13 protein-coding genes are annotated in these 23,057 nt (G+C 62.7%); all 13 read left to right on the plus strand.

The window, feature by feature from the left end; translation table 11 throughout:
- Nucleotides 1-242: 242 nt before the first annotated feature.
- Entirely contained in the window at nt 243-1,355 is a 1,113-nt protein-coding gene (gene wecB / locus A7D27_RS23200; RefSeq protein ID WP_083265751.1) for a non-hydrolyzing UDP-N-acetylglucosamine 2-epimerase, read from the plus strand.
- The gene (wecC, locus tag A7D27_RS23205) at nt 1,352-2,599 is read left to right on the plus strand and encodes a UDP-N-acetyl-D-mannosamine dehydrogenase (protein WP_083265752.1); all 1,248 of its coding nucleotides are present in this window, start codon (nt 1,352-1,354) and stop codon (nt 2,597-2,599) included. The genes wecB and wecC overlap by 4 nt, the downstream gene beginning before the upstream one ends.
- Nucleotides 2,596-4,734, plus strand: coding sequence for a bi-domain-containing oxidoreductase (locus tag A7D27_RS23210; RefSeq protein ID WP_069566223.1), 2,139 nt, complete (start codon nt 2,596-2,598; stop codon nt 4,732-4,734). Before wecC ends, A7D27_RS23210 begins: the two co-directional genes overlap by 4 nt.
- A gap of 68 nt (nt 4,735-4,802) precedes the next feature.
- The gene (locus tag A7D27_RS23215; RefSeq protein WP_240922971.1) at nt 4,803-7,439 is read left to right on the plus strand and encodes a bi-domain-containing oxidoreductase; all 2,637 of its coding nucleotides are present in this window, start codon (nt 4,803-4,805) and stop codon (nt 7,437-7,439) included.
- Nucleotides 7,440-7,444: 5 nt separating this feature from the next.
- Nucleotides 7,445-10,237, plus strand: coding sequence for an acyltransferase (locus A7D27_RS23220; protein ID WP_083265753.1), 2,793 nt, complete (start codon nt 7,445-7,447; stop codon nt 10,235-10,237).
- A gap of 83 nt (nt 10,238-10,320) precedes the next feature.
- Complete coding sequence (locus A7D27_RS23225) at nt 10,321-12,093, plus strand: glycosyltransferase family 4 protein (RefSeq protein WP_069566225.1); 1,773 nt, start codon at nt 10,321-10,323, stop codon at nt 12,091-12,093.
- On the plus strand, nt 12,090-14,264 hold the full coding sequence (locus A7D27_RS23230) for an alginate lyase family protein (RefSeq protein WP_069566226.1): 2,175 nt from the start codon (nt 12,090-12,092) through the stop codon (nt 14,262-14,264). Before A7D27_RS23225 ends, A7D27_RS23230 begins: the two co-directional genes overlap by 4 nt.
- Nucleotides 14,261-16,960 (plus strand): radical SAM/SPASM domain-containing protein, encoded by a 2,700-nt coding sequence (locus A7D27_RS23235; protein WP_069566227.1) that lies wholly within the window; start codon nt 14,261-14,263, stop codon nt 16,958-16,960. Before A7D27_RS23230 ends, A7D27_RS23235 begins: the two co-directional genes overlap by 4 nt.
- Complete coding sequence (locus tag A7D27_RS23240) at nt 16,957-17,769, plus strand: ABC transporter permease (protein ID WP_069566228.1); 813 nt, start codon at nt 16,957-16,959, stop codon at nt 17,767-17,769. Before A7D27_RS23235 ends, A7D27_RS23240 begins: the two co-directional genes overlap by 4 nt.
- Nucleotides 17,762-19,465 (plus strand): polysaccharide ABC transporter ATP-binding protein, encoded by a 1,704-nt coding sequence (locus A7D27_RS23245; RefSeq protein WP_069566229.1) that lies wholly within the window; start codon nt 17,762-17,764, stop codon nt 19,463-19,465. The genes A7D27_RS23240 and A7D27_RS23245 overlap by 8 nt, the downstream gene beginning before the upstream one ends.
- The gene (locus A7D27_RS23250; protein WP_069566230.1) at nt 19,465-20,505 is read left to right on the plus strand and encodes a radical SAM protein; all 1,041 of its coding nucleotides are present in this window, start codon (nt 19,465-19,467) and stop codon (nt 20,503-20,505) included. The genes A7D27_RS23245 and A7D27_RS23250 overlap by 1 nt, the downstream gene beginning before the upstream one ends.
- Nucleotides 20,502-21,368 carry a bifunctional 2-polyprenyl-6-hydroxyphenol methylase/3-demethylubiquinol 3-O-methyltransferase UbiG gene (locus tag A7D27_RS23255; RefSeq protein ID WP_069566231.1) on the plus strand — a complete coding sequence of 289 codons (867 nt, stop codon included), beginning with the start codon at nt 20,502-20,504 and terminating at the stop codon, nt 21,366-21,368. The genes A7D27_RS23250 and A7D27_RS23255 overlap by 4 nt, the downstream gene beginning before the upstream one ends.
- Nucleotides 21,358-23,052, plus strand: a complete 1,695-nt coding sequence (locus tag A7D27_RS23260) for a bifunctional 2-polyprenyl-6-hydroxyphenol methylase/3-demethylubiquinol 3-O-methyltransferase UbiG (protein ID WP_069566232.1) — start codon at nt 21,358-21,360, stop codon at nt 23,050-23,052. Before A7D27_RS23255 ends, A7D27_RS23260 begins: the two co-directional genes overlap by 11 nt.
- Nucleotides 23,053-23,057 lie beyond the last annotated feature (5 nt).

The following is a 23,057-nucleotide window of genomic DNA, read 5'->3' on the forward strand; positions in this document are numbered from 1 at the left end:
TCTTAGGATGGGCGTCACTGTGGTTCAACCACTGGTGCCTTGGGGCGGTGGACTTATCGGTCGCTCTGCTGCAAACGGCGCTTGTGGCGGCTTGCAAGCCTGTATTTGCTCAAGGGGAATTGCCAAAACACCACTAGCAACATAAGTTGTGCCCTTACAGTGAGTCGCGAAGTGCTAACAGCTAGGCATCTGTTTGCTGTCAGAAACAAGGGTTTTCTGCGTTCAGAAGGATTCTGGAGAGAATGAAAGTACTTTGTGTATTTGGCACGCGGCCGGAAGCCATAAAGATGGCTCCGGTGGTCAAATCGCTTCAATCTGAACCAAGGATCAACGCACGCGTGTGCGTCACGGCTCAGCAGCGGCAAATGCTGGATCAGGTTCTGGATGTGTTCGGTATCGTCCCCGACCATGATCTGAATATCATGAAGCCCGGGCAAAGCCTGACTGATATCACGACCCGCGTTATGCAAGGCATCGAGCATGTTCTCGAAGTGGAAAAGCCGGGCGTGGTCCTAGTGCACGGCGATACATCGACCACCTTTTCCGCGAGTCTGGCAGCCTATTACCGACGCATTCCGGTTGGGCACGTCGAGGCGGGGCTGCGTACTGGGAACATCTATTCCCCGTGGCCTGAAGAAATCAACCGACGCCTCACTGGCGCTATTGCTGCCTACCATTTCGCCCCCACCGAGGCCGCGCGCGCGAACCTTGCAAAGGAAGGCGTTGCCGATGACTTCATCTGCGTAACCGGCAACACCGTGGTTGATGCCTTGCTGGCAGCCGTCGACCGCATCGAGGCCGACAGTGCATTGATCAAGCGTTTCGAGGATCAGTTCGGCTTTCTAGATTCCACGCGAAAAATGATCCTGGTCACCGGCCACCGCCGCGAGAGCTTCGGTCAGGGCTTCGAGAACATCTGCCTCGCTCTGCGTGGGCTAGCCGCACGTGATGATGTGGAAATTATCTATCCAGTGCACCTGAATCCGAACGTGCAGGAGCCTGTCCGCCGCATTCTGGGTGACTGCCCGCAGGTGCACCTGATCGAGCCGCTCGACTACCTGCCATTTGTCTACCTCATGAAGCGTTGCCACCTAATCCTCACCGATTCAGGCGGCATCCAAGAGGAGGCTCCGTCGCTGGGTAAGCCTGTGCTGCTGATGCGCGACACAACCGAGCGCCCGGAAGGAATGCAGGTCGGGGCCGTGCGATTGGTGGGGACGGACTGCGGAAAGATCGTATCGGAGACGATACGGCTACTCACCAGCCAGGTTGAGTACGAAATGATGGCCAGGGCCGGCAATCCCTATGGGGATGGCATGGCTGCGCAGAGAATCGTGCAGAGAATACTCGGATGATCCAATTCAAGCGTGTTTCGATGATCGGGCTGGGCTACATCGGTCTGCCGACTGCCGCCTTGATCGCCAGCCGCGGCTGCGAAGTCCTGGGCGTCGATGTCAATCCATCCGTTGTAGCGACGCTCAACTCGGGCAGGATCCATATCGTCGAGGCAGAACTCGATGTGCTGTTGTCCGGTGCTGTAGCCTCCGGGCGATTTCGTGCCTCGCTGCAGCCTGAAGCGGCGGATGTCTTCATGGTCGCGGTACCTACGCCGTTCAAGGATGACCATCAGGCTGACCTCAGTTGTATCAGGGCAGCGGCTGCCAACATTGCCCCCGTGCTCAAGAAGGGCAACCTAGTGATACTCGAGTCCACCTCGCCGGTGGGCACCACCGAGAAGTTGGAGCAGTGGCTGCATGCGGCTCGTCCCGACCTCAGTTTCCCGAGCCAGGCTGGCGAGGACTCCGATATCCGTCTGGCATATTGTCCCGAGCGTGTGCTCCCGGGGCAGATCATCCACGAGCTGGTGAGCAATGATCGCATCATCGGTGGCCTGACCCCCAGGTGTGCTGAATGTGCCGCTGCCTTCTATCAGGTATTCGTCGAAGGCCAGTGCCTGACCACCAGCGCTCGTACCGCCGAGATGGTCAAACTGACCGAGAACGCCTTCCGTGACGTCAACATCGCTTTCGCCAATGAGCTCTCGCTGATCTGCGACCGTCAAGGCATCGATGTGTGGGAGCTGATCGAACTTGCCAATTGCCACCCCCGCGTCAATATCCTGCAGCCTGGGCCGGGGGTCGGTGGCCACTGCATAGCGGTCGACCCCTGGTTCATCGTCGAGCAAACCCCTGATCTGGCGCGTTTGATCCACACCGCGCGCCTGGTCAACGATGGCAAGCCGCGTTGGGTGATCGAGCGGGTCAAGGACGCCGTCAAGGGGTTGCGCAATCCCAAGGTCGCGTGCCTGGGGCTCTCCTTCAAGCCGGACATCGACGACCTCCGCGAAAGCCCGTCACTGGAGATCGCGGCACATCTGGCTCATGAGATAGATGGCCTCATCTATGCGGTGGAACCTCACATCGACACATTGCCGCCGGCCCTGGCCAAGTATCGCAACGTTGAGTTCATGCAGGCCGAAGAGGCCATCGCCGATGCCGACATCGTCCTGCTGCTGGTCAACCACAAGATGTTCCTGACCATCAACCGTTCGTTGCTGGAAGACAAGGTCGTGATCGATACCCGAGGAGCGTGGCGTTGAAGCAACTGCTGTTGAAGCAGGGTGCCGCGCGATTGGAAGATGTCCCCGCCCCCCTGGTGGGAAGCAAGCACGTTCTCGTGCACGTGCAGTATTCCTGCGTGAGCGTCGGCACCGAGGCCGCGAGCGTCGCGTCAGCGGCGGAACCGCTTTACAAGCGGGCCCTGAAGCACCCTGAAAAAATCCGTCGGGCGCTCGACATGGTGCGCGAGCAAGGCCTTGCCCGAACCGTAGAGCGGGTTCGTGGCACCTTGGCGGCTGGCCAGCCTACCGGTTACTCGGCCGCAGGCACGGTAGTCGCGGTGGGTGATCGGGTCGAAGGATTCAAGGTTGGTGATCGGGTCGCTTGCGCCGGCGCAGGTCTCGCCAACCACGCAGAGTTCATCAACGTTCCCGTCAATCTGGTGGTGGCAGTTCCAGCGGAACTCCCTTCTCAGCATGCCGCTACGGTGACCCTGGGCGCCATTGCCCTGCAAGGGGTACGCAGGACGGCTCCGACGCTGGGTGAAACCATCATGGTCGTTGGTCTCGGTGTTCTCGGGCAGCTTGCTGTGCAGCTGTTCAAGGCCAATGGTTGCCGAGTCATCGGTGTCGATCCGGACCCGCGACGGCTTGAAGTTGCGCGACGCTGCGGCATGTACCTTGGAATCGATCCGACCCAGGACGATCAGGTTTCCCGGGTGGCCTGGATGACCGACGGATTGGGCGCGGACGCCGTGGTCGTGACGGCGGCATCCGCCAGTAGCGACCTCATAAGCCTGGCCATGCGTTCCTGCCGCAAGAAGGGGCGCGTGGTCTTGGTGGGTGATGTGGGACTGGACCTAAAGCGTGAAGACTTCTATCGCAAGGAGCTGGACTTCCTTATCTCTACTTCCTACGGCCCGGGGCGTTACGACCCGAACTACGAGGAGGAGGGGCAGGACTATCCGCTTGCCTACGTGCGCTGGACCGAGAATCGCAATATGGCGGCTTATCTGGATCTGCTAGAGCAAGGCAAGGTGGACCTGCAGGCGCTTTCGCCCGAGATAGTCGATCTTGCTGAGGCGGAAGCCTTGTACGCGCGACTGGCCAAGGGACAGTCGCGTCCCCTGCTGGCGCTGCTGCGCTATCCCGTGGACGCCCCTCCCAAGCGGGAACACAGCTTGATGCTGCGCCAGCCCGCGCGGGCTGACGGCAGAATTCGGGTCGCCGTCATCGGGGCAGGTGGTTTCGCCCAGGGGGTGCATCTACCCAACCTGGTCAGGCTGCGTGAACGCTATGAAGTCCGCTGGATCGTCAGCCGCACGGGCAGTACAGCGAAAGCTGTGGCCACTCAATTCGGAGCGAGTTTCGCTGGTACCGACTACCAGGAGGCGCTGGCCGATCCCGATGTCGACCTGGTGCTTATCGCCACGCGTCATCACCTGCATGGAGCGATTGCCAGGGAGGCTCTGGAAGCCGGCAAGCACGTCCTGATCGAAAAGCCACTGGCCCTGCTCGAGGATGAAGTGGCGGCCATCGAAGCGTTCTATGCGAATGCCGATGCCTGCCCCAGGCCCTTGTTGATGACCGGCTTCAACCGGCGCCACTCGCCAGGCATCGTTCAGCTCAAGGCTATGCTGGGCCAGCGCAGCGCACCGATGATGATTTCCTACCGCATGAATGCAGGCTACCTGTCTCCGGATCATTGGGTGCACGGGCCGGAGGGCGGAGGCCGCAATATCGGCGAGGCCTGCCATATCTATGATCTGTTCGCCTTCCTCACCGACGCCGAACCGGTATCGGTGGAAGCGACCGCCATCGGCGTCAGCGCAGGCGGCATTCGCGCCAACGAGAATTTCACCGCAACCATCCGCTACAGCGATGGTTCGGTGGCGTCCTTGTTGTACACCTCTCTGGGAGCTGCCAGCCATCCCAAGGAGCGCATGGACATCTACACCGACGGCAAGGTGCTGAGCCTTGATGACTACCGGACGATATCGGTGTCGGGCGACAGCGCCAGATCCTGGACGTCGCCTGTGCCCCAGAAGGGCCAGTACGAGGAACTCGTGGCACTGGCAGATGCCATCGGTTCGGGCGTGATAGATGAAAGGAACATCAGGAGCCAGTTGGCGACGACCCGCCTGGCCCTGGCGATAGAGAAGCAACTGCAGTCCTGACATCGGGATGGCCAAGGCGATGCCGCTGGCCGTCCCGATGCATCGGCTCATGACGAGAGAGCGTGTTGATGAGGCAAGTCCTGTTGGCCAACGATCGCGTACGTGTCGCACGCATGCCCGCACCTGGCGTAGAGCCCGGCGCCGTACTGGTTAAGGTCCACTATTCGATGATCAGCGTGGGGACCGAGGTTGCCGGTTTGCGCCCCGTCTCCTCAGGCGAGGCTCCCACCGGGCTGGACCAGGCCAGGGAGATCACCAGTCGTGCCGGGCGTTATCTGGCCAAGGCCATCGCTGACCCGCGGCTGGCGGCTTCGCGACTCAAAGGCATCGCCAAGAGCCGAATCGCTCGCCTCATTCCCGATCGCCCGCAACCGCGGCAGCCCGACCACAATCTGGACTCCATTTCCTGGGAGCGCGATGCGGCCACGGAGTTCAGCTATCACGGGGGGCGCCTGACACTGCTGAGCGACGACTCGGACTGGCAATACCAGGCCCATACCGCCAGTTTCCAGGTTCCCGTGGGCTACCAGGTGGCGGTCGAAATACGCGGCACCATCGACAGTGGCAGGTTGGCCATCGGCATCCTCGATGACGCGGGCAGCAAATGGCTGGGGAACCGTACCTTGACGCCAGGCGCGCTGGACGACCGGTTGATCTTCGATCCGCAAGGGGAGGGCGCGGCCAAGCTGGTCATCTCCAATGCCCAGGGCGGCGTGACACGCGCCGATTTCGAGCGCCTCGGCGTGGTGCTGGTAGCTCCCAATCCCGACGGCGATCCCCATAACGAGATGGACGAGACGGGGTGGAACCTCGGTTATTCGGCCGCCGGTGTCGTCATTGCCCTGGGCGCCGGGGTGCAGGGACTGAAGGTCGGTGACCGAGTGGCCTGCGGCGGTGCCGGCCGCGCCAACCATGCCGATTATGTGCAGGTGCCGCGCAATCTGGTGTGTCGCGTCCCGGATGGCTGTGACATGCGTTGGGCCGCGTCCACCACCATCGGTACCATCGCCATGCAAGGCGTGCGTCGTGCCCAGCCCGATCTGGGAGAGCGGATCGCCGTCATCGGTCTGGGGCTGCTGGGCCTGCTGACCGTGCAACTGCTGCGAGCTGCAGGCTGCCAGGTGATCGGATTCGATCTCGACGCCAGGCGTGTGGAGCGTGCACGGAAGCTGGGCATGGAGTATGGCAGTGCCAATCCTGCGGAATTCCTCCGTCTGGTGCGTGACATCAGCGAAGGACAGGGCTGTGATCGTACCCTGATCACGGCCGCGACCAAGTCCGATGCGGTGATCAATACGGCAATGGAAGTGACGCGGCGCCGTGGCGTCGTGGTGATCGTTGGCGATATAGGCCTGAACGTGCAGCGTGCGCATTTCTATCGCAAGGAAATCGACCTGCTCATGAGCACCTCCTACGGTCCCGGCCGATACGACACGAACTACGAGGAGAAGGGTCGCGATTATCCATTCGCCTACGTGCGCTGGACGCTCAACCGCAATATGCAGAGCTACATGGAGCTGATCGCAGCCGGGCGCCTGGACGTGGAATCCCTGGTGGACATCGTGGCCCCTGTGGACGAGGCGCCAACGCTATACAAGATGTTGGCCAGCAGCCCGGAGGCGCCTATTGGCGTGCTGCTCGACTACACATCTGGCCGCTCCGTGGTCGAACCGTCCGAGGCTGAGCGCATCCACCTGCGTGGTGCGCGCACCCCACAGGCGGACAAGATCAACTACCTGCTGGTGGGGGCGGGGGCTTATGGCCAGTCCATGCTGGTGCCCATGCTCGATCGTCAGGACGGGATTTTCCTGCGGGGAGTCGTCAGTCGCGACGCCGTACGTGGCGGCAATTTCGTGCGTGAGCGGCGGCTTGGCGTATTCGCCTCCAACCTGGACTCCGCCATCGATGACCCTGATGTGCACATGCTGGTCATAGCGACCCGCCATTGCGAGCACGCTTTCCAGGCGATGGCCGGGCTCAAGGCCGGCAAGCACGTATTCGTCGAAAAACCGCTCGCTATCACCTGGGAACAGCTCGATGCATTGGTGGAGTGCCACGATTCCCTGGCGAACCCACCGTTGCTGATGGTGGGCTTCAACCGTCGCTTCTCCCCAGCCATCCAGGCGCTGCGCGAGGTCCTCTCCAACCGCACAGCGCCGCTGGCGATCAACTACCGGCTCAACGGTGGCTACATCCCGCTGGACCACTGGATCCAGACCGAGCAGGGCGGCGGACGCAACATCGGCGAAGCCTGCCACATGTACGACGTGTTCCGTTGCCTGGCTGGGGCGGCCGTCATATCCGTTTCCGCCACGGGCATCAATCCGGGCGCACGGCCTTACCTCGTTACCGACAATTTTTCCGCTACGGTCGGTTATGCCGACGGCAGTATCGGCAACCTGTTCTACACCGCCCTCGGCCCCAAGCAGGGGCTGCCGAAAGAGCGCATCGAAGTGTTCTGCGACGGCGAAGCCTATGTCGTCGACGACTTCAAGCAGCTGATCAAGGCCAGCACCGGGGAGGTGCTCTGGTCAGCTACCGAGGCTGACAAGGGGCAGGCCACGCAGATGAAGATGCTGGCCGAAGCACTGGCCAGCGGGGGCGCGGCTCCGATCTCTTTCGACGAAATCATCGAGACCACGGCGGTGGCGCTGCGGGTCGAGGAGCTGCTCATGGGAACCGGAGCCCTTGAGGTGGACGACTGAGCGATATGCTTGCCGACAAGCACGACAACAATTTCGACCTGATCCGCCTGCTGGCTGCTCTGCAGGTGGCGTTTTCGCACACCTTCTGGTGGCTGCAGGTGCCGCTACCACGCGAAGTCGACCTGCTGTTGCAGTGCTTCCCTGGGGTTCCCGTATTCTTCGTGGTCAGCGGGTTCCTGATCACACGCTCTTATGTCAGCCGCCAGCGTGGCCTCTGGGCGTACCTGGGCAGCAGGGCCTTGCGCATTTATCCGGCGCTGTGGCTGCAGTACCTGCTGGTCATCGTGCTGCTGGCCTGTACCGGCGGGTTCGCCGTGTCGATGCTGCTGGAGCCGATGTTCTGGAAGTGGTTGTTGTCGGCGATGCTCATCGGCTCCAACTTCTACGGCAACCTGGTCGCCGACTGGGGGCCTTTCACCTGGACGGGCCTGTACCAGAGCTATCCCGCCGATGTGCTGTGGACTATCCCGGTCGAGCTGGGGTTCTACCTGCTGGTGCCGCTGGTGCTCTCCAGAACCCTGGCACGTCTGAAGCTGACGCCCTGGCTGATCCTCCTGTGTTTCGGCGGTTCGCTGGCCTACGCCATGCACGTAGGCCCCATGCTGCTCAACGAGCCGACCACGAGCTCCACCGGTTTGATCCACTCCAGTCCGCTCCCTTACTTCTGGCTGTTTCTCACCGGGGCGACGGTGGCCATCTATTGGCAACGTCTGAAGGTCATTTTCGTCGGGCGAGCGGCCTGGTGGCTGCTGGCATGGGGGGTGATCACCGGCCTTTATTTCCTGAAAACCGGCTCAACGGCCGTGAGGTACCGCATACCTGACCTGGATATCGCCCTGCGCGCCTTGCTGCTGGCGGGTGTAGTGCTCTCGCTCGCCCACTCCTGGCCGCAGCTGTCAGGCTGGATGCGCGGCCGCGACCTGTCCTACGGGCTCTATCTGTTCCACATGCCATTACCGCTAGGGCTCTACTACGCCGGCATGACCGGGCAGGCCTGGCTGGCCTGGGCATCGCTGCTGGTGGCCTTCGTGCTGGCCGCACTGTCCTGGACTCTGGTCGAGGCGCCGGCCTTGAGGCTGCGTCCGCACTTGAGCCAGGCGCACCTCGGCTGGCAGCTGCCGCGTATCTCCGTCGCCGATCTGCGCCTGTGGCGCCCCCGGTTGCTGGGCGTTGCCGCCCTGATGGTTGCCAGCCTGACCGCACTCGCAGTATCGCGCTCGACACTGCTGGACCTGCATGGACCGTCTGCGCTCGAACATTTCTTCGGCCATGACAGTGGCCTGCGCGTGCAGCCTTATCAGAACCCCGATCTGGTACTGCATCGCGGCGATCTGCAGATCAGCAGCGACATGGGCCCGGCGGGGCTGGGCCTGGTGGTCGAGCCCCGCCAGCAAGGGACGCGCAAGCTGGAGCTGATAGGGCGTCAGTTGGGGGCTCAGCCCGTGAGCGGACGCCTGACCATCGACGGCCAGCCGAGCACCTACTTCCGCATGCCTGATGGCCCCTTGTCCCTCACGGTGGCCCCCGGCGCCCAGGTCGAGCTGCTGATCTATGCCGATGTGCCTTATGCCTATGTGATCGAAAAGACCAGCCTGACGGCCTGCTCGGACTGCGTCGTCGATGGGCAGCAGACGAGTGGACTGGCGGCAGCCTGGCATTTCTTCGGCGAGGACAGCGGCCTGGCCGTGCAGCCTTATCGGACCCCCACTCTCGCTCTGGCACGCGGAAATCTGAGAATCAGCAGCGAAACTCCCCCGGCGGGCCTGGGGTTGGTGGTCGAAGCCAGCCAGCCAGGAGTTCGCAGGCTGGAGCTTCTAGGGCGCCAGTTGGGGGATCAGGCAGTCAGCGGGCGCCTGACCATGGACGATCAGCCCAGCACTTACTTCCGCATGCCCGATGGCCCCTTGTCCGTCACCGTTGCGCCAGGCACACGGCTAGAACTGTTGATCTACGCCGACCAGCAGTTCGCCTACCAGCTGGAAGCGTTCAGCCTGGCGGCTTGCGCGGATTGCACCACCGATGCGCAGATGATGACGCGGATCAGGCAGGAGATTCCGGCTCTGAATCTGGCTCCGGAAATGGCGCGGCAGGCCGATGGGTTGGGCGGCGCCACACAGTTGATGCACTGGCTGTCGCCGCGGCTGGTGATCGAAAGTGAGGAGGCCCTGCATGCGGTAATGAGCGGATTGCCGCTCGGGCAGATTCTGACCGAGTCGTTCGAGGCCAAGCGCAATGGCGCCTCCTGCGGCGGCTTCGCTGTGTTCCAGGCGCGGCTGTTGAAGATGTTCGGCTATGAAGCCTTCACCATGGACTTCGGCATACCAGGCACCTTCACCCATGTCACTACGGTAGTAGCCGTCGGCCCCGCCGATGCCAAGCGCTTCTACATCTTCGACCCCACCTTCAATGCCGGGCTTGTAACGGTTGCAGACAACATGCAACTCGATCTGGACGAAGCGCTGGCGCTGCCGGCTTCCGACGTGCGCTTGCACTCCGCCGAAGAGGCGGTGCGTGATCTGCTGTTGCCGCTGGACTCCTCAGTGGCAGACGTGGTCCAGGCGGGCGGTAGCTGCAGCGTCGAAGGCAGCCGTCAACTGTGCCGTAACGTCAATCAGGTGAACCTGATGCTCGATCCCGTGCGTGCCCGGCTCCGCAAGGAGGGCATCGAGGGCCCGGATATCTGGCTGGGCCTGCTGAAAAAAGGCGTGATCTCGATCACTGGCGCCGAACCCGCTACCCGCGAAGCGCTGATCAAGGTCCTCACCACCCATAACGTCGCGTACTCGGAGAGAGTCTAGCCGTGCGCCATCTGTCGATTCTTCAGCTCCCGCTGCGTGTAGCTCGCTCCCTCCGACGCCGTGCCGCAGGCGCCTGGCACGCAATGCGCGTGGCACGCATCGAACGTGTGCAGCAGTTCGGCTGGAGCCCCGTTGCGGCTCGTACTTTCATGGCCCGAGAGCAAGGTTTTCATCTGGTCAGCGACGACTCCGACTGGGGCTACCAGCTGCGCTCGCTGCCGATCGCGGCGCGTCCCGGGCAGATGGCGGTACTGTCGGTTTCCGGTGAACTGGCCAGCGGCGCCATGGCCATTGGTTGCCTGAATGCCGACGAGTCCAGCTGGCTTGGCAACTATCCGCTGCCCAGAAGCCGTTTCTCCGAGCGTTTCGTCATCGACCCGGGGACCTCCGAGAGACTGACGCTGGTGTTCAGCAACGCGCTGGGTGGCCCTTCGTCGTTGGACGTGACCGACCTGGTGGTCGAGTGGATGCCCGCCGACCTGGCCCGCATGCTCGGTGACACGGAGTCGTCCATCGTCGCCGAGATCGAGCGGCATATCGCCGAGGCCTCGCCTTATCCGCTCGCCATCGGCAGCATGCCCAGCCCCGAAAACAAAATCCCCGGCACCGGCGTTTACCTGCGTACCGACTACTGGGTGAAGATCGCTGCCGGCGGTAGCTACGGGCACACCTGCTACGTGGCGCAGGAACTGGCCGCGCGCACCGAAAGGCTGGTGTGTTTCATGGCCAACCGTTTCGATCTGCTCGATGCAATGGGGATCGAGCAGGTAATCATGGATTCGCCGTCGTCGACCTGTAATGAGATCGACGTGCTGAAGGCCTCGCGCTTCTACTATCGGTGGCTGCGCGACCGCCTGGTCGAACTGAAGCCGGCCTATATCTACGAGCGGGCCATCCTGGGCAGCTATGTCGGCGCGCAACTGAGCCGCGAGCTGGGGATTCCCTACATCCTCGAGTACAACGGCTCGGAAATTTCCATGAAACGCAGCTTCGACGAGCGCGGCTATGAACTGGAGGCGGCCTTCGCCGCAGCCGAGCGGGCGGCTTTCGCCCAGGCCACGACCATCGTAGCGATCTCCCGGGTGATCGAGGATGGCCTGATCCAGCAGGGCATTGCGCCAGAGAAGATCCTGTTCAACCCCAATGGCTGCTCGCCCGAGCACTATGCGCCGATCGATACGCAGCAGAAGCGTGCAATGCGCATGGCACTGGGGTGGGAGGCCGACAATAGCGTGATCGGTTTCGTTGGCACCTTTGGCGGTTGGCACGGCATCGATGTAATCGCCGAAGCACTGCCGCGCTTGTGCGAACGCGACCCGAACCTGCGTTTTCTCCTCATCGGCGATGGTAATTTCCGGCATCTCGTGGACGACGTCGTCAAGCGTCACAAGCTGCAGGATCGGGTTCACCTGCCCGGAACGGTTCCCCAGACCGAGGCCGCGAACCTGCTGGCGTGCGCCGATATCCTGGTTTCGCCGCACAACCGGCACATGGTCGATAGCAAGTTCTTCGGCTCGCCGACCAAACTGTTCGAGTACATGGCGCTTGGCGGTGCCATCGTGGCCAGCCGCCTGGAGCAGATCGGCGATGTGCTCACGCCATCGCTCACCACCGAGGACCTGGCACAGGTACATCCCGAACAGATCGATGGCCAGCGCGCGGTGCTGTGCAGGCCTGGCGATACGGACGACTTCGTCGATGCCGTGGCGGGGCTGGCCGCGCGAGCCGACCTCTGGGCTGCGCTCGGCGCCAATGCGCGCCAGGCTTTGCTGGACAACTTCACCTGGGAGCAGCACGTGCACAAGATCATCCGACACGTGGTGCAGTGCTCGGCTGCAATCAAGGGCCAGTCATGATCAGCCGCGGCATTCGTTTTCTGCGCCGGTCGATCGGCGCTGGCCTGCGCAGGGTCGCGGCGCCCCACAGCGAGCGGCTGAAGTCCTGGCTGCATGGCCTGGAGACTCGCCAGGAGCGCTATTGGGAGTGGCGCCAGTACCTGCTCGCACGCCAGCCGTCCGATGGCGAAATGACCGCGATATTGCGTCGCAACGGCTGGCCCGGCTTCTACGCCTATCTGATCCGTCAGCGGCGAGGAGACTTCGGCCGGCGCAACTTCCTGCCATCCGACCGCGATGAGGTGGTCCGCCAGTTGCGGGCGGTACCCGGCGAAGCGGAGCGCATCATCGAGAAGGCCGACCGATTGGTAAGCGGCGAATTCGATCTGCTTGGCAGCGGCCCGGTGGATATGCGCCGCGGCAAGCGTGGTGCCGGGCACCGTATCGACTGGAACCGTGACCCGATATCCGGCGAGCGTTATGCCTCGGTGTTCAGCCAATGGCGCTGGTCGCCATTTGCCATGCGCCGTGGTAACGCCGATGTGAAGGGCCCCTGGGAACTGACGCGCTGCCAGCACTTCCCAGCGCTGGGGCAGGCCTACTGGCTGACCGGCGACGAGAAGTACGCGCGTTGCTATGCCCGTACCATTGCAGACTTCATCGCTCATACCCGGCCAGGTATCGGCGTGCACTGGGCCTGCCCGATGGACGTGGCGTTGCGCCTGGTCAGTTGGCAGGCAGGGCTGTCGTTCTTCCAGGGCTCCGGCGAACTCGACAGGCGTTGGTGGCGTCGCTTCCTCAAGAGTCTGGTGCAACACGGGCGGCACATCACCGCCAACCTGGAGTTCGGCACCCTGGACGGGCGCATCATCGTTTCCAACCATGGTCTGGCGAACCTGTTCGGCCTTTACTGGCTGGCCATGAACTTCCCAGGGCTGGATGCCGGTTGTGTGTGGAGAGGGATAGCCGAATCCGGACTGGAACAACAGGTGCGCCTGCAATTGCTGGATGACGGAGGCGGCTTCGAGTCCAGCGTTCCGTACCACCGCCTGGTGACGGAGATGTTCCTCTCCGCCTATGCGCTGTCCCTGCATCACAAGCAACCGTTTTCGGCCGAGTACCGTGATCGGTTGGTGAAGGCACTCCAGTTCGTTCGTGCCTTGCGCCAGGATGGCGGGCGCTTGCCGCAGATCGGTGATGCCGATAACGGACGCGCGCATATATTCGCAGCCTACGACCGCTGGGAGATCGAGCAGGAGCACATGGATCACTTGCTGGCAGCAGGAGCTGCAGTCCTGGGTTGCGAGGCTCTGGGCGGTTCAGTGGATACCTCCGGTCGAGTCGAAGCCTTGTTCTGGCGCGACCCATGGGACCCTGCCCCAACCTGCACGGAACTGCCCCCACCTCTACCTGCGATGTTGTTCGAGCGTGCCGGCGTCGCCGTGCTTCGGCAGGGGGAGAATTACGTAGCGATGAGTAATTCGGTTTGTGGCACCTTCGGTATCGGCAACCACAAGCACAACGATCAGTTGGCGATCGAGTGGGCCATTGGCGCCCAGCCGCTCTTCGTGGATGCAGGCAGCTACACCTACACACAGGATCCCGATGCACGTAATGAATTCCGTTCCACCGCAACCCATAACACTGTCCAGGTGGATGGCGAGGAGCAGCACGGAATGGACCCCAAGGCCTTGTTCCGACTGGTACAGCAGGGCGACCCGGAGTGGGAGTTCCCGGTCTGCATGGACCACTGTGTAGGTGTAATCGGACGCAACTCGTCTTATCAGCGCCTGGCACCTGAACTGCTGCACGAGCGTCGCCTCTGCTTGAGCAGTGATGGTGCGCTGGTTGTCGAGGATCGAATTGGCCGCAGGCCCGGTCACACCTTGCGATGGCACTTTCTGCTCCACCCCAGCGTCAAGGTCACGGTGCAAGCGAATCGGGCCCGTCTCCATTTCGCGGGAGGTGAGGCGATGTTCGAGGCGCCCTCGACGCTGCACTGGTCAATCGAAGAGGCCTGGTATTCAAGTGGCTACGGCGTGCGTATACGCACCGCGGCCATCGTGGCGGAGTCGACTACCTTGACCGGTGCGACATTCGTTGGTGCGCCCCTGAATGGCCCGTCATACGCGCAAGGATGCGAACGCGCCAATGCCTTATGGAAGGCGGAAACTGAAGGACTGCATGCATGAAGACCATTCCACTCGTCGAAGTGACCGACAAGGCCGAGCGTGACACGGGGCGCAGGAAGCGCACCGGTTTCGTCGAACCGGGAATCGCCGCAGGCGTGTCCTGGCAAGGCGTCTGTGCGAATGGAGAAAAGGGGCTGGGCCATTGGCTGTGCGACCACGGCCCGCTCAACTCGCAGGTACTGTCCTCGGAGTTTCAGCTGGAGAAGGGATGGCTCTATACCTTCGATCTCGAAGTCGAGGTATTGCATGCCGCTCCGCTGGCATTGGTACTGATCAGGTCCCAGGACCAGGGCAGCGCGGGAGCCCCCGAAAACTGGCAACGCCAACGGGCCGTGGAGCAAACGGGCCATCACAGGTTGGCGTTCTCCTACGCTCCCGGCGAGACCGGGCGTTTCCGACTGGCGTTGATCAACTACTTCGGTAGCTACTCCCGAGGCAGCGAGTTCAGGCTGGGCGGGCTCGAGATGTTGAGCGCCCCCTATGTGGCCGATGACAGCATTCTCGACGTCGATACCTACCTGCCTACCTGGGGGCCGCTCAAGCGCTATATCCACCGACGCTGCAAACGTTCACGCCTGTTCAACGCCTTCGTGGCCGGGATGGAGATGCGCCTGGGGCGCGAAGAGAGCCTGAGCCTTCCGATGTACCTTGCGCTGTGCCCGACCGGGCAGTGCAACGCGTTGTGCGACTTCTGCTCGGTGACCATCAAACGCACCGGGATCATCAAGAAACAGCTCCCGTTCGACAAGGTCCAGCGGTTCATCGCACCGACCCTGAACACCGCCTACATGTACGGTGTGGAAGGCAATGGTGAGCCGACCATCTACAAGGAATTCAATTCGCTGCTGGTCACGCTGCAGAAGAAGGGCGCCTCCTCCTACCTGATCACCAATGGGGCATTGATCGAGCCTGAGCAGATCCCGCATCTGCTCAGCCTTCAATCGATTACCTTCTCGCTCAACGCGGCTACCGCCGAGACGCATCGCGAGGTGATGAAGCTCAAGGAGTTCGACCGCGTCACCCGTACCATCCGCACCATCGTCGACCAGCGAGCCTGGAGCGATACGCCCTGCGTGTTCGTGTCGTTCGTGGTGCATGCGACCAACGTCCACGAACTGCAGGAATTCCTGCAGTTCGCCGAGTACGACCTGCGTGTCAACGTCATCATGATCCGCCCGCTTTCGGAGTTGGGCGCCGACCTCGGTGCGGTGGAGGACCTGCGTGAGATCGTGCCTTATGAATCGCAGGTCAACGATGCCCTGGACGCAGCGCGGGAATACCTGGAGGACGTACCTCGACGCAGGATTCCCTACACCAACAACGACTGCGATATCCGTCTCGATCCATCCACTTTCCGCTCCGTCCGCCCCGACCCGGTGGACCGGGTCATCATGCCGCCCGGCTATGAGGGACGCCTCCTCGCTCCACGCCGCAATGACTGGCACTGCTCCGACGCGGCCATGAGCGTTTCCTGGACGCTGAACCGAGCAGTACTGCGTTGCCCGCGGCAGGGTACCTGGCGCAGCGCAGCGACGCCGGTCGAGCCTGGCGGGAAGCTGCTGTTCAAGGCCCGGGTGATGCAGGATGGCTCCTCCCTTACGCTGTCGGTGCGAGGTGAAGCCGGCGAGGTATTGGCCAGCCTGGTGATCCAGCCGGTCCCGGGCGATCAGGACGTGGAGCTGGCTTTCGAGACCGGAAGTTCATCCCGTGTGTCCCTGGAGTTCAGTTGCACCGAGGCCTGCGTCGCCGACATCGATTTCATCCGGGTCATGCGCCCTGGTGCCGGCATCCGCAGCGAGTTCAAGCTGCCGTTACCACGACGCTGGCAGATCGACAGCCCCGGCGTGCGTGCACGCTGGGAAGGCAACCTGCTGGATATCGAAGCCCAGGAGAACCTGTCCGGACGCTACCTGATCAAGTCCTATTCCAATCCCTGCGCACCGGGCACGCGCCTGGCGCTCCCCATCAAGGTCGAGGTCCTGGCGGGTAGGCTGGTCATCGGCGTATTGAGCGAGGACTTCCAGAAATGGACGCACCAGTTCGCCTTCGAGGCTGGCCGCCACGAACAGGAGCTGATCATCGATACGGCGGACAACCACCGCCTGCAGGTGGTGCTGTTCGCGCGCGGTGAGGCAGCCCTGAAGGCGCGCATCGACTGGGGCGACACCCTGGAAGCCGCCCCCGACAGGGAGCGCGAGGGCGTGGAGCGCATCGAGATGGAGGCCATCGCTGGCGAGCCAGAGGCAGCCGCCGTGGTCGCTAAGCCGAAGACTGAGCCTACGCCGAAGAAAAAGGTGCGTTACTACTGCCAGAAGCCCTGGACAGACATCAACAACTTCACGGTGGATGGACGGATGGACGTCTGTTGCATCACCACTGGGCCAAGCCAGGAACACTACGCCCTGGGCAACATCTTCGAACAGGACTTCCAGCAGATCTGGAACGGCGAGCGTATGCGCGAGTTCCGACGCACGGTGAACTCCGATACGCCCTTGCCGCCCTGCCAGCGTTGTCCCATGGCCTACGGCTACCAGGGTCCATTCTTCGATCGCACACTGGCGGATGCCAGCATCGCCCAGTACGCCATCACTAACCGGCAGGCTGGTCGACACGTTGTGCGGCGCATTGCCGCCCGGCTAGTGGACAGGCTCAGGGAACCTGTGGTGGCGATACTTTTCCGGGGCTTCAAGCGATGATCCTGCGGATCGCCCGCTCGGCCGGTCGCGTGATGTCGATGATCTGGTCCTACCGCGGAGTGCTGACGTCGATTACCCGCGTGGAGCTGGCCAAGCGCTATTCGGGTTCGGCCCTGGGCAAGGCCTGGCTGCTGATCAACCCCTTGTTGCTGCTGGGCATCTACCTGTTCGTCTACCTGGTGGTGTTCAAGATGCGCTTCCCGGGGTACAGCGAGTTCGACTACACGCTCTACGTGTTCGCCGGCCTGGTGCCCTACATCGGCATGAGCGAAGCGCTCAACAGTGGTGCGGTGTCCCTGCGACAGAACATGCATCTGGTGAAGAACGTGATGCTGCCGGTGGACCTGATCCCCGTTCGTACCGTACTGGTTGCCCTGGCCGGGCAGGTGGTCAGCATCCTGATCGTGGCGTTACTGGTTACAGGTGACGGCAACATCAGTTGGCGCTTTCTGCTCCTGCCTTTGGTCATCGTGCTGCAGGTGCTTTTCTTGCTGGGTTGCGTGTTCGTGCTTTCGGCAGTGGTGGTGGCGTTGCCCGATGTCGCCAACTTCGTGAACCTGTCGTTGCTGCTGCTGATGTTCATATCGCCCATCGGCTTCAAGCCCGAGATGGTGCCGGGCGGCTTCCAGGCGATGATCTACCTCAACCCGGTGTACTACATGACGGAGGCTTTCCGTACCGTCCTTCTGGGGAATCACCCGATCGACCTGGAGGCGCTGGGCTGGTTCGCATTGATCTGCGTGGTGACCTTCGCCCTGGGCTGTGCCTTCTTCCGGCGCTTCAAGAACATGCTGGTGGACTATGAGTGACGTGATCATCCGCGCCGAAGGGCTGTCCAAGCTGTACAAGCTCTACGCCAAGCCTCACTACCGGTTCCTCGACATGCTGGGCCTCTTGCGCCGCGTCGATGCCTACCAGGAACACTGGGCCATCCGTGATGTGAACCTGACCATCCGCAAAGGGGAGAAGGTCGCCTTCATCGGTCGCAATGGTGCCGGCAAGAGCACGCTGTTGCGCCTGATCACGGGGGTGACGCAACCCACCAAGGGCCGTTTCGAGGTCAGCCAGGGCGCACATGCGCTGTTGCAGATCGGCACCGGTTTCCATCCGGATTTCACGGGTCGCGAAAACGCGCTCGCATACCTTGCGCACCTGGCCGTTACAGGCGAGCGCGCCAATCGGAAGGTCGAGGAGATCATCGCCTTCTCCGAGCTCGAGGAGTACATCGACCAGCCAGTCAAGACATACTCGAGCGGCATGATGGCACGCCTCATGTTCGCCACATCCACCGCCATCTCCCCCGAGCTGTTGGTACTCGACGAGATACTGGGAGTGGGCGACGCCTACTTCGCGAACAAGAGTTTCGAGCGTATCCGCGAGATGGCGGAGGAGAGCGGTACGACCGTGCTACTGGTATCGCACGACGTCTATTCGGCCGCCAAACTGTGCAACCGCATGATCTGGATGGACCGTGGCAGTGTGCTGCTCGATGGCCGCAGCGACGAGGTCATCCGCGCCTACGAGCATTCGGTACGTCTGCAGGAAGAAGCTCGCCTGCGCGCCAAGGCCATTTCCACACGCAAGGCGGGCATATGCCTGCTGGAACTCTCGACCGTAGGCCAGGCCCCGCTGCAGGGGCAGCTTCTGGTCCGCGCGGTGCGCCTGTTCGATGGCGAGCGCCTGCTTGGCGAATACCTCATGCGGCACGGTGACTCGGTTTTCGAGCCATCCTCGGGTTTCGACGAGGTCGATGGCGAGGCCGGTCTGCGCATGATGGCTGACGGCGGGGCGGTCAAGCGTTGCCGCCTGGTGCTGGACCTCAGCCGTCAGCAGGTCCTGGGCTCGGCGCTTGCCGTGGAGATCGACTATGTGGCCAGCGCGAACAACAGGCTGCTGTGCGAGCTGTGGCTCAAGGACAAGTGCGAGCTGCGCAGCGAGCTGGATCTGGCTGCAGAGCCGTCTTCGTGGTCGCGGGTACGCAGCGGGTTGCTGCCACCGGAAACCCAGTTGGCCAAGCAGTCCGACGTGCACGGCTCGGGCCGTATCTGGTTGGAGGACATCGAATTGTGTGGCGAGGACGGACAAGCCCGCTTCGTCTTCGACGCCGGTGAGGCCATCAGCGTGCTCTGTAACTACCGGACCGAGCAACGGAGCGGTCCGCTGCCTGTAGAGTTCCTCTTCGCCTTCCACCGTGATGGAGTTACCGATATCGCCCGCCTCAGTGCCGGTAATGTAAGCGTCGCGACTGGATGCGGGCGACTGCGCTTCGAATGGTCCGGTCTGAAGCTTGGACTGGGCACCTACACCTTCACGGTCTTCGCGGTGCGACCCGGCTATTTCGAAGAGAATGACGGCAAGTTCTACTCCATCAACGATGACGTCTATTTCGCCTTCAATCGCGGTCTCGAGATCACCATCAAGGGCAATGGCGGCAAGCTCGCCGGCGCCAGCACCCTGCTACCGATGTGTGTGACGGTGAGCAGCACCTGCCCGGAGTCAGCCTGATGATTGCACCCAACATCATGGAGCTGTGGCTGTTCGATACCTGCAACTTCCGTTGCGGTTACTGCAGCCTGGTGGATAGCGGCGCGGTCGAGCGAACCGAGCAACTCGCACCGTTCCGCGACAAGGCCTACATCGACCATCTGGTGCGTTTCTTCGCCGACAACCGACCCGCCGGGCGCCCCTGGATGATCCAGATGACCGGGGGCGAGCCGATGCTGATGCCCAACCTGGATCGTTTCTGCGAGGCGCTGGCCGGGCAGGGCGACAGCGTGGCGATCTACAGCAACGGCTCCGTACCCGTGCGCAAAGCCTTTTCCGACAAGGCCGTCCAGGCGCTGGCGTACATCCAGTTCAGCTTTCATCCGGACTGGCACATCGGCAGCCATTCCATGGACAAGTTCTTCGACAACGCCCGCGAAGCCCGTGAGCTGGGCATTCCCTGCCTGGTCCGCTTCGTCGGTGCACCCGCGGTGCTGCACCTGCTGCCGGTACTCGACGAGAAGTGCCGGGAGGCGGGCGTCGGCTTCCTGCCGACCACCCTGTTCGATCCCCGCTACCCCAAGGCCTACACAGCGGAAGAGCGTGCCTACCTGGCGTCCTACATGTCCGGCTACTCCAGCCTCATGCAACTAGATGGCGGCGTACTGGTAGGCGAGGGCCGTACCTGCGTAGCCGCCGACCGGGTCTTTGCCGCACGGCTCAGCCAGGGTGGCGACATCACCCCCTGCATCAGCACCGGCCTACCGGTCCTGGGCAACATCTTCGAGAACCGGCTCGAGGCCATCCCCGGCTCCAAGCCCTGCTACAAGGGCGACAAGATCTGCTCCTGCGACGTGCACTTCCAGCAGGAACTGGTGGACGGCATCAGCGACCGGGAAGATTTCAACGCCATCCTGCAGGGCCAGGTCCGCCACCGCGCCGCAGAGTACCCGCAGTGGCTGGCACACAACGGTATCGTCACCAGCAACGACCATTGGGTCGGGCAGGGCACGCTGGCATACGAGACCCAGGGTCTGCTCATCAAAAAGGTCAAGGCATGAGACTCAGCTTCACCGATGAACTGCAGCGTGATTTCCCGGATGAGTTCCGCATCGCCGACAACGCCGCTCGGCAGGTGATGGCCTGTATCGACGGCAAGGATTACTCGGCCCTGGAAGCGCATTCGCCGGGCCTCAAGGGATTCAACTGGGCCAACTACATCAACCTCAGCTCGATCCGCATGGTCCGCGCTCTGCGCTTGTTGCGGCGGCATGCGAGGGCAGGTGCCAAAGTGCTGGATTTCGGCGCGTACTTCGGCAACTGCGCGCTGATGCTGGCCCAGGCCGGTTACCAGGTTACAGCGCTGGACTCCTATGACAGCTACGGGGCCTGCTTCGATGACAACAAGCGATTGCTGGCGGAGCATGGCGTGACCGTGCGGAACTTCACCGACTTCGAGCCGTCCGGCGATCATGACGCCGTGATGCTGATGGGGGTGATCGAACATGTACCGCATACACCGCGCCTGCTGCTGCGTGACGTGCACCGGGCACTGGTTCCCGAAGGACTGATGGTCCTCGATACGCCTAATCTGGCCTACATCTACAATCGCCAGAAGCTTTCGCGGGGGCAGTCGATCCATCCGCCGATCCAGAGCCAGTTCGCCACCCAGCTGCCTTTCGAAGGGCATCACCGCGAGTACACCGCCAGCGAGATCGAGTGGATGCTGGAGGCATCCGCCTTCGCCACGCTAGAGTCCGAGGCCTTCAACTACAGCCTCTACGGCCTAACCGAACTCGCCGGCATTGACCTCGAGAACCACCAGGCGATGCAAGCAGACCCGAGCCTGCGCGAGTTGCTGATCTACGCAGCGCGAGCGGTGGTGCCGAAGGTTTCTGCGGCTCGGGCTTCCCATGCCGATTGAGCGGGCCGCCGGTGATCTGGCTGGCGATCTCGCCCAACTGGTCGTTGCATTGGTCACGCCCCAGGGTGACGGCGACAAGGCGCCTGATACGGACATAGGGACGCCTTTCAGCACCATGAGTCAGGCTGACTGGTGCGAGGCTGTCTACCTGTGGAACCGTGACGGCCGCCCTCTCATCGCGGGGCTCGAACAGCGTGCCTGTCCTGCTTGTGGAGCGACCGGTGGGCATCGCCGGATCTTCGAGTCCTATGACGGCTACGCCTACGAGGAGTGCGGGCGCTGCGGCTGCTGGCATGTTCCGCTGGTGGTCGACGCACTGCTTTTCGAGCGATTCTTCGAGCGCTGCCCCAAGGCGGCGGAGGTCGCTCTGCGCTCCTTCAACAAGCGCATGTCCGAGGAGAACCGTAGTGCCGATCTGGCTCGGTTCGATGACTATTTCACACGACTGAGCCCACTATTCGCACAGCGCCGAGGTGGACGTTACCTGGACATGGGCTGTGGCCTCGGTAACTCGCTGGTAGCGGCCGGCGCGCATGGCTTCGAGGCGTTCGGCGTGGAGTCCTCGCGCGAGTGTCTGCGCCTGTGCCAGGAGGCCGGGCTGGATGTCAGGCACGTCGAGCAGCCCCTACCGCCAGGCGGCTTCGACCTGATCAGCTTCTGGGAGTCGCTGGAACACATGGCGGACCCCGCGGCCATGCTCGGTCTGTGCCATCGCCTGCTGGCCGAGAACGGCGTGATCGCCTTCACCGTCCCCAACCTCGACTCCCCCCTGCTGCGGGCACAGCGCGGAGACTGCAGCGTGGTGCACGGGGGCTACGACACCCCGGGCCATATCAATCTGTTCGGCGCATCGCATGTCAGCCAGCTGCTGGCACGTTGCGGGCTTGCCCTGCTGCACATCGATGGGCAGTACGGCATGAGTCTTCCCGAGCTGGCGGCCTACATGCTAGGGCGTCACCGAGGAGCGGCAGACCTGCTGGGCGGCCACAGCGAATCCGAGCCATTGCCATTGGTGACCCGCACGCTGCTGAACGCCATCGGTCCTGCTGTTTCGCTGCTCGAGCGCCTTTCGCTGACAGCTCCCATCCTTTTCGTGGTGGCCTGTCGTCAAAGCGATGCAGCCGGGTTGGCTGAGCAGGCGCGTGCCATGGATCGGCGACGCGATGAGGAACTTCTGGCGAAAGCGACGCCGATGGCACGGTCCAGCGCGACTGCGCAGGTGGCCACGGAGCGGCGCGAAGTGCTGCGGGTACAGGAAGAAGCCGGTAGGGCGAGCGAAGCGCTCCATCAGGAAATCGTCCGGCTGCGGGAAGAGGCGCTCAGGCTTGCCGAGCAATACAACGAGGGGGCGACACGGGCGCAGGACGCGGCGAATCGCGTAGCCGAGGAATTGCTTCAGGTAACCGCTCGCGTGGCGAGGGAAGATTGCAAGGTGACCGAGCTGCGTCAAGAGGTGAATCGAGCAGAAGCAGAGATGAGCGAACGCAACGCCTTGCTGGCAGCCCGCGAGGCCGAGGTGGAACAACTGGGCAGCCGCCTCGGGGCCGTGTCCCGCGAGTGCGCCGCGCTGTCGGCTGAGCTGCAGCAGCTCAAATCGACCTGGCTCTACAAGCTATCCCACCTGCTCGACGGGTGGCGGCGCAAGACCCGGGTGCAAGACAACGACATCAACAACGACCGCTGAGAGCC

It is taken from the genome of Pseudomonas sp. 1D4 (genome assembly GCF_001728925.1).
Lineage (GTDB): Bacteria > Pseudomonadota > Gammaproteobacteria > Pseudomonadales > Pseudomonadaceae > Metapseudomonas > Metapseudomonas otitidis.